This is a genomic window from Frigoribacterium sp. PvP032, assembly GCF_017833035.1.
Taxonomy (GTDB): Bacteria; Actinomycetota; Actinomycetes; order Actinomycetales; family Microbacteriaceae; genus Frigoribacterium.
Genome location: NZ_JAFIBM010000001.1, coordinates 807,585 through 819,582 on the forward strand (window position 1 = coordinate 807,585; position 11,998 = coordinate 819,582).

At 75.5% G+C, this 11,998-nt stretch carries 10 protein-coding genes; 3 read left to right on the top strand and 7 right to left on the bottom strand.

Annotated features, from left to right (window positions below; all coding sequences use genetic code 11):
* Window positions 1-103: 103 nt before the first annotated feature.
* The 5 genes from JOE35_RS03715 to JOE35_RS03735 form a co-directional block, all read right to left on the bottom strand.
* On the bottom strand, window positions 104-397 hold the full coding sequence (locus tag JOE35_RS03715; RefSeq protein WP_209559919.1) for a DUF2470 domain-containing protein: 294 nt from the start codon (window positions 395-397) through the stop codon (window positions 104-106).
* Window positions 394-1,155, bottom strand: a complete 762-nt coding sequence (locus JOE35_RS03720) for a biliverdin-producing heme oxygenase (protein WP_307802923.1) — start codon at window positions 1,153-1,155, stop codon at window positions 394-396. The genes JOE35_RS03715 and JOE35_RS03720 overlap by 4 nt, the downstream gene beginning before the upstream one ends.
* On the bottom strand, window positions 1,152-2,093 hold the full coding sequence (locus tag JOE35_RS03725) for an HtaA domain-containing protein (RefSeq protein WP_209559920.1): 942 nt from the start codon (window positions 2,091-2,093) through the stop codon (window positions 1,152-1,154). The genes JOE35_RS03720 and JOE35_RS03725 overlap by 4 nt, the downstream gene beginning before the upstream one ends.
* Window positions 2,086-5,349, bottom strand: a complete 3,264-nt coding sequence (locus JOE35_RS03730; protein ID WP_209559921.1) for an HtaA domain-containing protein — start codon at window positions 5,347-5,349, stop codon at window positions 2,086-2,088. Before JOE35_RS03730 ends, JOE35_RS03725 begins: the two co-directional genes overlap by 8 nt.
* Before the next feature lie 257 nt (window positions 5,350-5,606).
* Window positions 5,607-6,797 (bottom strand): hemin ABC transporter substrate-binding protein, encoded by a 1,191-nt coding sequence (locus tag JOE35_RS03735; RefSeq protein ID WP_209559922.1) that lies wholly within the window; start codon window positions 6,795-6,797, stop codon window positions 5,607-5,609.
* A 23-nt stretch (window positions 6,798-6,820) separates the two neighbouring features.
* Here JOE35_RS03735 and JOE35_RS03740 point away from each other — a divergent pair, with 23 nt between their 5' ends.
* From JOE35_RS03740 to JOE35_RS03750, 3 genes are all read left to right on the top strand, one after another.
* Window positions 6,821-7,936 (top strand): iron ABC transporter permease, encoded by a 1,116-nt coding sequence (locus tag JOE35_RS03740; RefSeq protein WP_307802924.1) that lies wholly within the window; start codon window positions 6,821-6,823, stop codon window positions 7,934-7,936.
* Window positions 7,933-8,811 (top strand): heme ABC transporter ATP-binding protein, encoded by an 879-nt coding sequence (locus JOE35_RS03745; protein ID WP_307802925.1) that lies wholly within the window; start codon window positions 7,933-7,935, stop codon window positions 8,809-8,811. Before JOE35_RS03740 ends, JOE35_RS03745 begins: the two co-directional genes overlap by 4 nt.
* 68 nt (window positions 8,812-8,879) lie before the next feature.
* Window positions 8,880-10,085, top strand: a complete 1,206-nt coding sequence (locus tag JOE35_RS03750; RefSeq protein WP_209559923.1) for an FAD-dependent oxidoreductase — start codon at window positions 8,880-8,882, stop codon at window positions 10,083-10,085.
* Window positions 10,086-10,124: 39 nt separating this feature from the next.
* Here the strand turns inward: JOE35_RS03750 and JOE35_RS03755 are convergent, their stop codons facing one another.
* Window positions 10,125-10,346, bottom strand: coding sequence for a hypothetical protein (locus JOE35_RS03755; protein WP_209559924.1), 222 nt, complete (start codon window positions 10,344-10,346; stop codon window positions 10,125-10,127).
* A 333-nt stretch (window positions 10,347-10,679) separates the two neighbouring features.
* Window positions 10,680-11,822, bottom strand: a complete 1,143-nt coding sequence (locus JOE35_RS03760) for an NAD(P)-binding domain-containing protein (protein WP_307802926.1) — start codon at window positions 11,820-11,822, stop codon at window positions 10,680-10,682.
* Between the last annotated feature and the right edge of the window lie 176 nt (window positions 11,823-11,998).

An 11,998-nucleotide genomic window follows, 5' to 3' on the forward strand; every position in this document is an offset into this window, starting at 1 on the left:
GCGCCGCGCGGGTCGCGCCGCGAAGGCGACAAAGCGACGCGGGGCCCCGCGGAGGTTTGTCGCATTCGCGTCGGGACAGCCCGGGGGCGCGGCCGCCAGCGCGTCAGCGGCCGTCGAACAGCTCGACGACCTGGCGCCGCACCGAGGCGCGGTCGGTGATCGGCGCGGGCCACGGCACGGTGAGCACGCCCTCGGCGCCGTCGGCGTCCGTGACCGACCAGGTCGTCTCGAGCGCGTCGAAGCCGAGCATCAGCGCGGCCGTCGCCCCCGGGGCCCCGTGCCGCCGCACGATCACGACCCCGTCCGAGGCGTGGTCGTCGCGCATGTGCGCGAGGACCGCCTCCACGACGTCGTCGCCGAAGGGCAGCCGCCGGGCGTCGGCGTCGGCGCGGCTCACGAGGCTGCTCCCGCCACGGCGACCGGGCGCACCGCGGCACCAGGGTCCGGCGAGGGCCCGAGGCCGCGTTCGGCGTCGAGCTCGGCCAGGAGGCGGGCGTTCAGGTCGTAGGCGTGCAGCACCTCCGTGACCACCGCCTCCTGGTCCGCCTCTCCCCAGGGGAGGGAGTCGAGCCGGGCGCGGTACTCGTCCTTGAAGGCGGTCGGGTCGGCGATCGCGTCGAACGTGAAGAACGAGGTCGCCTCGTCGGGCAGCCCGTAGCGCAGCCGCAGGGCGCGCCCGATGTGCTGCCCGCCCGACAGGTCGCCGAGGTAGCGCGTGTAGTGGTGCGCGACGAACGCGGTCGGCGACGACGAGCCGGCAGCCTTCTGCAGGCGGTCGACGTACTCGACCGTCGCGGGCACGGCGGCGAGGTGGTCGCGCCAGGCGGGCCCGACGAGGTGCCCGAGGTCGGCCTCGAGCGACGGCAGCCGCGTCAGCCGGTCGGTGACGAACGCGCCCGCGACCGGGTGTGCGGCCGCGATGACCGCCGCCTGTTCGAGCGCTCCGTACACGTGCCAGTACTGGGCGAGGAGGCGGACGAGGTCGTCCCTGCTGCAGGTGCCGCGCATCAGGTCGGACATGAAGCTCGCCCGGCTGCTCGTCCCGTGGCCGCTGCGCGTGCGGGTGCGCAGCAGCTCGGAGAACGGTACGGGCGCCGGGGGCACGGCGAGGTCGGCCTCGGTGGGAGGTGCAGCGGCGGTGGTCGTGATCGTCACGGTGTCTCCTCGTCGTCGTGTGCGGTGGGGGATGCGCTGACGGCCAGTCGTCGACGGCGCACGAGGAGCCACGCCAGCGCCCCGAGCAGGGCCCCGGCGGCGACCGCCGACCAGGCCAGGGCCGCGGTCGTCGGACCCGCGTCGGCGCTCGCGCTCGCGCCCTCTGAGCCCGACGCCGCCGCGGGCGCGGACGTGGCCGTCTGCGACGCTCCGGGGTCCGCGTCGGAGGCGACCGCCGCCTCCTCGACGTCGACCGGCGCGGTGCAGGCCACCGGCACGTCGGCGGTCAACGGGTCGAGGGCGGTGCCCGGCTCGTAGCTGCCGAACGCGGCGGCTCCCTCGGCGGTCAGCGTCGCCGGCGCGCCCGCGAACGAGAGCGCCCCCGTGGCCGGGTCGACGGGCGAGGCGGTGAGGTCGACGTCGGCGAACGGGACGTCCGGCGAGCTGACGGCCACCCCCTCCTGCGTCGTCCCGGCCACGTCGAGCAGCAGCTGCGCCGTGGTGGGCGACGTGAAGCGCAGCACCGGGTCGGCGATCGTCGTGTCGAGCACGCCCTGGTGGCCGGTGAAGCGGACGCTGCCGGTGAACGCGACGTCGCCGGTGGCGACGTCGCCAGCCGCGTCGTCGCCGAGCTCGCCGGCCCCGGACGACCAGCCGAACGCCGGCGTCGCGTAGGTCGCGCCTCCCTCGGGCGTCCAGGCACCCTTCGCGATCGAGCCGCTGATGTACGACCGGAACGACTCCTTGACGCCCCAGCTCAGGGTCGCCCCCGAGACGGTGCACGAGGAGGCGCCGGTCGCGGCGGCAGCACCGGGCACGGCTCCCGAGGGGGCCGGCAGCACCGCCGCGGCGGCCGCCAGGGCGAGAGCCCCGACGACCACCGCGGCGGTGCGGCGCCGGGCGGCGCCTGCAGCACGAGCAGCACGAGCCTCAGGCACGGGCGACCTCGGGCGCAGCTGCGGCCTGGAACGAGGCCGCGGGTGCGGCCTGGAGCACACCGGCGCGACGACGGCGCACGGCCACCGCCCCGAGCCCGGTGAGCAGCAGCAGCGAGCCGAGCAGCAGGCCGCCGAGGCCCAGGCCGCCGCCCGTGAAGGCCAGGTCGGACCCGGATGCCGCGGTGCTGCCGTCGCAGGCGACGGTCGCGCCGAGCGGCAGCGAGAACGACACGGGGTCGAGCGCCTCGCCCGCGTCGTAGAACTCGCCGAACGCGACGGCGCCCGCCGCGGTCAGCGTCGCGGGGACGCCCGACCAGCCGAGCGTGCCGTCCGTGGCCGTGCGCGAGCCCTGGCCGAGGGCGAGGTTCGCGAGGGCGAGCCCCTTCGTCGTGACTGCTGCCCCGCCGGCCATCGGCTTGCTGGTCATGTCGACGACGAGTCTCGCCTGGCTGCCCGAGACGAGCTGCACGCGCGGTGCCGAGATCGTCATGTCGAGCGTGCCTCCGTGGCCGGTGAAGTGCACCCCGCCGCCCCAGGCGACCGACCCACGGCCGGCCTCGGTGTTCACGGAGCCCGAGCCTCCCGACCAGGCATAGGCCCCGCCGGAGGTGGTGGTCACGCCGTCGAGGGACACGGCGCCCTTGGCGATCGGCCCCGTGATGTACGAGCGGTAGCTCTCCTTGACGCCCCAGCTCAGGGTCGCGCCGCTGACCGCGCGGGCCACGCAGCGGTCCTGCCCGGCGGCGGTGCCGGTCGCGGTGCCGGTGCCGGCCGGGGCGACTCCGGTGCCCGTGCCGTTCCCGGATCCTGCACCCACGCCTCCGCCGGGCAGCGGGGCGACGATCGGGGTCTCGCCGCCGGGCTCGGCGACCGCGGTGCGGAAGCCGAACGACACGGGGTCGGCGGCCTGGCCGCGGTAGAGCTCCCAGCCTGCGGGCGAGAGGGAGTCGCTGAAGGTGCCGGCGACCGCGTCCCAGCGGTCGGTCGGCGCTGCGGCGGCGTCGAGGGCGGCGAGCAGGCTCACGGCGGGAGCGCCGCCGGCCGAGGCCGCGGCCGCCGCGCCCGGGACCGCCGTGCTCGTCGCCAGGCGGACGAGCTCGATCCGCTCGGTCGAGTCGAGGCCGGCCGTGTCGCTGGTCGAGGTGCGCGCGGTCAGCACCGAGCCGCCGTCGGCGGTCGTCGTGACCCAGGGGTCGGCGAAGCCGATGCTGAAGCCGTGCGAGGCGCTCGTGAAGAGCACGGCGCCCGTGTAGCGGATGGTGCCGAGGCCCGTGGCGGGGTCGAAGTCGCCACCGTCGACCTGGTCGAAGACGAAGCGTCCGTCGGGGGCGATGGTGGCGCCTCCGGAGACCGCCGTGGTGCCGGCCGCGATGGTCGCGAGGTAGCCGCGCCACGAGTCCTTGAAGCCCCAGGCGAGGTTGCCCTGCCCGATCTCGGGCACGGTGCCGGGGTCGGGGGTCTCGCCGCCGGGCGTCTCGGGCTCGGGGGTCGTGACGGGCGCGGCGCCCCAGGCGAGCATGACGGGCGACGGCGGCTTGGTCGCGTTCGCGGCCGTGGTGCCCGACGTGTAGTAGAAGGCGCGGACGGCGCTCGGGACCTGCAGCACGAAGGCGTTCGACCAGGCGTCGTCGAAGTCGCGGCTCCAGGTGCCCTGCGCGGTGGTGCCCTCGTAGGCCAGGGGAGCGGTCAGCTCTCCGTCGGCGGCGAGGTCGGGGAACGAGGCTCCGGTCGCGGCCGCGACGACGGTCTCGACGGGCGCGGAGGAGTTCTCCGCGCCGACGCCGGTGCGGACGCCGGCGCTCCAGGTGCCGGTGCCGTCGGACGCGATCGTCAGCGACGGGTCGACGAGCTCGACCCACTGGCCGGCGGGCGGGAAGAAGCTCGCGTAGGCCGCGACCTTCATGGTGCCGGTGAAGTCGACGACGACGCAGTCCGCGTCGCCCGTCGCGGTGCCGCCGGTGAGGGCGAAGGTCTGGCCGTCCTCGGCGAGCGAGATGCCGCCTCCTGCGGTCTTGGTCCAGCCGGAGCTGTAGGCCGACCAGCCCCAGCGGGCCGTGACGTCGTCGGAGGTGCTGACGGCCGAGCTGCCCGGCGTGCACGCCGTGGGCTGCGACGCGTCGACGACGGACCAGTTGGCCGCGGAGGTCGCGCCCTGGCCGGTGCCCGTCAGCTGAGCCGAGGAGGCGCGGAACGCGGTGCTGCCCGAGGTGCCGCCCGCGTAGGCGGCCGAGATCGCGTGGCCGCCGGGGGCGAGGGGCGTCGTGAGCGTCGCCGTTCCGTCGACGAGGGGCGCGCTGCCGAGGTCGACCGGCGTCGTGGATCCTGCCGGGGTCGCGCTGAAGGCGACGGTGCCGGTGGGCGTCGACGTGCCGTCGGCGGCGACCGTCGCGGTGAAGGTCGAGTGGGCAGGCGCGACGACCGGGGCGGGGGTGACCGCCGCCACCTTCGTCGTCGTGTCGAGCGTGGTGGTCGGCTCGGCCGGGGTCGTCGGGTCGGGCGTGCTCGGCTCGGGCGTCGGCTCGGGCTCGGTCGGAGTGCTCGGCTCGGGCGTGGGCTCGGGCTCGGCCGCGAGCGTGCGGTCGACCGTGATCGTGACGGGGTCGAGCGACGACCCGGTCGCGCGCACCTGCGGCGTCTGCGACGCGTCGGAGCCCGCGAGCAGCGCGAGCACCTGGGCGCCCTGGGCGGTGATCGCGGCGGGGGCGGCGGTCCAGGTGATCGAGGTCGGCGTGCTGACGGCCTGCACGGCCGAGAGGTCGACCGTCGCGAAGGTGCGCGTCGCCTTGGCCGCCGTCGGCAGTGCCGGGTTCAGGTCGTGCGACGAGCCGGCGGTGGTGCCGGAGATCGTGGCGACACCTCCGGAGATCGAGACCGTGGGGGAGCCGAGGTGCACGTAGTTGCCCTGGGCCGTGCCGACCTGGGCGTCGCTGCCGAGCACGTAGCCGATGCGCGCCGTGCCGCCGAAGGCGAGCTCGCCCTGCTGCGAGGCGTCGTCCCACGAGCCGCTCGTGAGGGGGAAGGTCGCGCGGTCGTCGACGAACGAGGCCGGTGCCGTGGCCGTGCGGTAGTTCGCGAAGGTCGCGCGGTAGTCGGCGTCGATCCCCCAGCTGAGGGAGCCGGCGGTCGCGTCGACGGGTGCCGCGGACGCGGGTTCGACGGGGCTCGCGAGGCCGACGAGGCCGGCGCCGGCGACGAGCGACGCGGCGACGAGGAGGGACAGGTGGCGGCGCGCCGAGGCGCGCGGGAGTGGTGTCACAGAAGAGCTCCAGAAGTGTCGGAGGGGCAGGTCGATCTCGACCGCCGGGGACACCTGCACCGTATTTAGGTAAGCCTCATTAAGGCAAGGCTTGCCTAACTATTGCCTCCGCCTGTTACCGGACCGTGACGTTCGGTGCCGTCCGGCTGTCTCCTCATTCAGGATGCTGAGTCCTGAGTCCGCGTCGTGCAGGAGTCGCGGTCCTGAGTCGTGCACGATTCAGGAGGTGCGGGTCGCGAACTCCCGAATTGCACGTGTCACTGCCCAGGGGCGTAGACCGCGCGGGCCAGCGCCTCGAGCACCTCCGGGGTGCGGGGGCCGAAGCTGAGCACCTGTCCGTCGGCCATGTCGACGAACCGCCGGTGCTCGCCCGCCGCGGTCATCGCCACGGCGGGCTTCGCCGCGAGCAGGCCGTCGACGCCCCCGGCGCTCTCGAGCCCGCCGGTCATCACGAGGAACACGTCGGGGTCGGCCGCGACGAGCGCCTCGTCGGTCATCGGCCGGGCGCCGACCCAGCCGATGTCCGCGGCGACGTCGACGCCGCCGAGGCCCTCGACGAGCGCGTCGGCACCCGTCCCCTCGCCGAGGAGGTAGTAGATGCCCGCGCTCCCGCGCAGGTAGAGGAACGCGATGCGCAGCCGGTCCGCCTCGGCGGCCGGGGCGAGCCCGGCGATCTGGGCCCGCACCTCCTTCGTCCTGGTGCCCACGGCGTCGGCCAGTGCCTCCCCGGCGGAGGGCACGCCGAGGGCCGCCCCGACCGACCGCGCCAGGTCGCCTGCCCCGGCCGGCGACGGCTCGTTCTCGACGTAGACGACGGTCACGCCCGACTGCCGGAGCTGCTGCACGACGTCGGTCGGCCCGATGCTGCCGTCGGTGATCACCAGCGTCGGCTCGAGCGAGAGCACGGCCTCGGCGTTGATCGAGTGGCCCTCCTTGGTGACGACGGGCAGGTCGGCGGCGCTGTCGAAGGTCGTCGAGACGTCGCGCCCGACGAGCAGGTCGCCGAGGCCGAGACCCGTGACCGTGGCGGCGAGCGCGCCCGAGATGTCGAGCGCGAGCAGCCGCGACGTGTCGGTGACGACCTGCGCCGTGTCGCCGGTGAGGTCGCGCGAGGTCACCTCGACGGGGAGGCTCGCGACGCCCGGCTCGACGAGGGGCAGCACCTCGTCCGAGGCGAGCACCGCGGTCGACGGGCCCTCGAGCGCGCGCAGGTCGTCGGGCAGCTCGAGCTCGTCGAGCGGCGTCGCGGCTGCGGCTGCGGCTGCGGTGCCGGAGCCGGTTCCGGTGCCGGTGCCGCTCGTCCCGTCGCCGCTCGCCGCGCCTCCCGCGCCGGTGCAACCCGTCACGACGAGTGCGACGCCCAGGGCCAGCCCCGTCGCGACACCCGTCCGTCGTCGTCGTGAGCGGGCGGCGGCGGGCGTCGAGCGAGAGGAGGTGGGGGACGACATGTAGGTAAGGCTATCCTTACCGAGTGTCCCTCCGCATCGACCATCGCACCGACGACCACGTCGACCCGCGCACGGCCCGCCGTCTCGACCACCGCACCCGGCACCGCCGGCTGGTCTCGCTCACCCTCGTCGTGCTGGTGGTCCTCGTGGTCGTCGTGGCGGTGCTCTCGGCCGGCATCGGGCAGTACCCGGTCGCCCCACGCGACGTCGTCGGCGCGGTGCTGAGGGCCTGGGGCGCAGGAGGCGCCCCCAGCGACCCCGACGCCCGCTTCGTCGACCAGGTGGTCACCGGCATCCGGCTGCCGCGGGTGGCCCTCGCCCTCGTGGTGGGCGCCGCGCTCGCCGCCGCCGGCACGCTGATGCAGGCCGTGTTCGCGAACCCGCTGGCCGAGCCCGCGGTGATCGGGGTCAGCTCCGGGGCCGCACTCGGTGCCTCCTCGACGGTGGTGTTCGGCTGGGTGTCGGCCGGTCTCTGGGTGACGCCGACGGCGGCCTTCGCGTGCGGGCTCGTCACGACCCTGCTGGTCTACGGCCTCTCGCGCTCTGGCGGCAGGACCGAGGTCGTCACGCTCGTCCTCACGGGCATCGCCGTCAACGCGGTCGCGGGGGCCGGGATCGCGCTGCTGACGTTCCTCGCCGACACCCAGGCGCGCGAGCAGATCGTCTTCTGGCAGATGGGCAGCATCAACGGGGCGCTCTGGTCCGACGTCGCGGTGGCCCTGCCGATCGTCGTCGTCGGCGTGGGAGGCGCCGCCCTGCTGGTGCGGAAGCTCGACCTGCTGGCCCTCGGGGAGCGGAGCGCCGCGCACCTCGGCGTCGACGTCGAGCGCCTGCGGATCGTCGCCATCGTGCTCGTCGCCCTGCTCGTCGGGGCCGGGGTCGCGTTCACCGGCATCATCGCGTTCGTCGGGCTCGTGGTGCCGCACCTGCTGCGCATGATCGTCGGCCCGTCGCACGGCGGGCTGCTCGCGACCAGCACGGTCGCGGGGGCGCTGCTCGTGCTCGTGGCCGACACCGCGGCCCGCGTCGTCGTGCCGAACGCCGACCTGCCGCTCGGGCTGCTGACCTCGCTCGTCGGCGGGCCGTTCTTCTTCTGGCTGCTGCGGCGCACGCGGCGCCGGGCCGGGGGCTGGGCGTGAGGGCCGGGAGCTCGGCGGCCGTGGCCGCCGAGCGCGAGATCCCCGCCGCCGCCCTGCGCGTCCGCGGCCTCGGGGTCGAGCTCGAGGGCACGACGATCCTCGACGGCGTCGACCTCGACGTCGCCCCCGGCGAGGTCGTGGCCCTGCTCGGCCCGAACGGCGCGGGCAAGTCGACCCTGCTCGGCTGCGTGGCCGGCGATGTCGCGGCCGCTCGCGGCACCGTGGAGCTGGACGGGCGCCTCCTCGGCTCGTTCAGCTCCGGTGAGCGGGCCCGTCGTCGCGGCGTCATGACGCAGGAGGCGCACGTCGCGTTCCCCTTCACGGTCGCGGAGGTCGTCGCGCTCGGCCGTGCCCCGTGGTCGCGCAGCCCGGAGGCGGACCGCGACGACGCCGTCGTCGACGAGGTGCTCGCCGCGACGGACACGACGGCGTTGCGCGACCGGCGGTTCCCGTCGCTGTCGGGGGGCGAGCGCGCCCGGGCCTCGTTCGCACGGCTGCTGGCACAACGGACGCCCGTGCTGCTGCTCGACGAGCCCACCGCCGCCCTCGACCTCGGCCACCAGGAGCAGCTGCTCGCCACGCTCTGCGACCTCGCCTCGGCGGGCGCCTCCGTCGTCGTGGTGCTGCACGACCTCAGCCTCGCTGCGGCCTGGGCCGACCGGCTCGTGCTGCTCGAGCGGGGCCGCGTGGTCGCGGCGGGGACACCGGCCGAGGTGCTCACTGCCGAGCGGGTGTCGCAGGTGTACGGCCACCCGGTGACGATCGTGCCCGACCCGTCGACCGGGGCGCCGCTCGTCGTGCCGGTGCGCGTGCACGGCGGGTCGCGCGAGCTACACCCCCGGACCCGCAGTACACCCCCTGTTCCGAGGGTGTAGCGCGGGGCAGGGGGTGTAGCTCGGCCGTCGCGCGCGCCGATACTGTCGACGGAGACCCGAGGAGGCCCATGAGCACGCCCGCACCAGCCGACGCACCCGTGCCGGAGAGCACACGCGAGCGCTGGGACCACGTCGTCGTCGGCGCCGGCGTGATCGGCGCGGCGACCGCGCGGGCCCTCGCCCGACTCGGCGGCAGCAGCGGCGGCGGCAGCGACGGCGGCGCCCGCGTGCTGCTCGTCGAGCAGTTCGGCCGCGGCCACGACCGCGGCTCGTCGCACGGCGCCAGCCGGATCTTCCGTCGCGGCTACACCGCCGACGACTGGGTCGGGCTCACCGGCGACGCGATCGCGGCCTGGCAGCAGCTCGAGGCCGAGACGGGCCGCACCCTGCTCGACTTCACCGGCGCCCTCGACCACGGCGACCCTGTCGTGCTCGACGAGATCCAGGCGGCGCTCGAGCGCGGCGGCGTCGCCCACGAACGCCTCACCCCCGACGAAGCCGGCGCGCGCTGGCCGGGCCTCCGCTTCGACACGAGCGTGTTGTTCCACGCGCAGGCGGGCCGGGTCCGCTCGGCCGACGCGGTCGAGGCGCTGCTCGACAGCGCCGCCGCCGCGGGCGCCGAGCTCCGCTTCGAGACCGCCCTCGCGGGGATCGAGACCGAAGGCGGCGACGTCGTGCTCCGTCTCGAGGGCGCAGGAGGCGCCTCCTCGACGGTCGTGTCGACCAGCGTCGTGCTGGCGGTCGGCTCCTGGGCGCACTACCTCGCCGGCGATCTCGTGAGGCGCGGGGGAGCGTCGCTGCCCGAGGTCAGGGTCACGCAGGAGGAGCCCGCCCACTTCGCGACGGAGCTGCCCGACGACGCCTGGCCGAGCTTCGTGCACCACCCGACCGACCCGGCGCTGCGGGCCAGGGTCAGCACGATCTACGGGCTGCTCACCCCGGGCGAGGGCGTCAAGGTCGGGACCCACGGCACCGGTCGCGAGGTGCACCCCGACGCCCGCCTGCCGTCGCCCGGCGCGGACGGCCAGGCCGTGCTCCGCGACTACGTCTCCCAGTGGGTGCCCGGGGTCGACGTCGACACGCTCGCGCCGATCAGCTGCCTCTACGACACGACCCCGACGGAGGACCCGGTGCTCGACCGAGTCGGCTCCGTCACGGTCGCGACGGGGTTCTCGGGGCACGGCTTCAAGTTCGGCGCCGTCTTCGGCGAGCTGCTGGCGGGGGTCGCGACAGGGACTCCCGCACCCGAGCGGTTCCGGCTGCGGCGCGGCTGAACCCGGTCGGGGCCTGGGCCTCGCGCCGCTCGTGCCTCGTCAGTCGTCCGTGGGCCTCCGCCTGCTGCCCTTGAGCCCCTGGGCGACGAACACGATGCCGACGACGAGCATCGGCAGCCCCGCCCACGGCGTGTCGAGTGCGAGGAACAGCGTGAGGCCGAGCACGCCGGACACCACCCCGATCCCGACGGCGTCGCTGCGCTTCTTCTCCTCCGCGGCGGCCTTCGCACTCGCCTCGGTCTCGGGTCGCTCGTCGTCCATCGCTCCAGGCTAGGCAGGCGCTCGCGTCCGATCCTCCCCCTCCCGACGGACCCGACGAGGAGGAGGTCGTCCCGACCGCCTCCGCGGTCGCGCCGCGTCCCTCCGCGATGGCGACAAGGCGACGCGATCTTCCGCGGAGGTTCGTCGCTTTCGCGGAGGTTCGCGCGGCGACTGCCGGCGCGGGCGGCGGGCAGCGGGAGCGGCGGAGCGCGGCCGCGGAGGTCGGGCGGGGGAGTCCCTCCGCGATAGCGACAAGGCGACGTGATGTTCCGCGGAGTCTTGTCGCTATCGCGGAGGTTCGCGCGGCTGCGGACGGCGGCGGGCGGCGGCGCGTCAGCCGGCGGGGCCGAGCAGGTCGCGCGCGAGCTCGCGCACGGCGGCGCGACCCGCGCGGTTCGCGCCCACGGTCGACTGCGACGGCCCGAAGCCGATCAGGTGCACCCGCCGGTCCCGCGCCGCCCGGGTGCCGACGATCGGCACGCCGCCGAGCGGCCCGCGCAGGTCTAGCCCGTCGAGGTGCCCGACGCTCGGCCGGAACCCCGTCGCCCACAGCACGGCGTCGACGCTCGTCGTCGAGCCGTCGGCCTCGACGACGTGCCGCGGACCCATCGCGGTGAACATCGGTCGGCGGGCGAGGGCTCCCCGGCGCTCGGCGTCGCGGGCGTACCCGGTCCAGATCAGCCCCGTGTACGACACGATGCTGCCGGGGAGGCGCCCCGCGGCTGCGTCCTCGGCGACCCGTCGCTCGACGTCGACGCCGTCCGAGCCCGACGTGAAGTCGTGGTCGAGGAACACCGGCTCGCGCCGCGTGTACCAGAGCGTCGTCGCGACGCGGCTGATCTCGTCGAGCAGCTGCACCGCAGAGATCCCGCCGCCGACCACGGCGACCCGCTGCCCCGCGAACTCGGCCGCGGACACGTACTCGCGCGTGTGCAGCTGGCGACCCGTGAACGAGGAGGCGCCGGGCACGTCCGGCAGCACCGGCTCGTCCCAGGTGCCGGTCGCGTTCACCAGCGCAGACGTCGTCCACGTCCCGGCGTCGCTCGCGACCCGCAGCAGCCCGGCGGGGTGGTCGTCCACGGGCTCGACCCTCGTGACGTGCACGGGGCGGTGCACTCGCAGCTGCTCCGCCTCCTCGTAGGCGGCGAAGTACCGCGGCACGGCGACCCGGCTCGGCTCGGCCTCGTCGACGGGCGGCAGAGCCATGCCCGGCAGGTCGAAGATGCCGTTGACGGTGGCCATCCGCAGCGACTCCCAGCGGTGCTGCCACGCGCCTCCTGGTGCCTCGCCGGCGTCGACGACGACGAACGTCGGCGGACCGTCGACGTCGACGTCGCCCGAGCCCGAGCCCGCGTCGACACGGTCCACAGCGGGCACGAAACCGCGCAGGCGCAGGTGGTGCGCCGCCGACAGCCCCGCCTGCCCGGCCCCCACGACGGTGACCGTCGCGTGCCGCAGGTCGTGGAGTGGGTGCACGGGTCCACGCTACGGCCGTGCTCCGCGAGGCCCGTCGCGCAGCCCGCCGAGCCCCCGAGGAGCACCCGCTCGCGCACCCCCATTCCGGGGGTCGACCGCTCGGATCGGGGGACATGCGGCGAAATAGGACGAGCGATCCTCGCCGACGTGCCCTATCGTCGGCCAGGTAGCGAGTC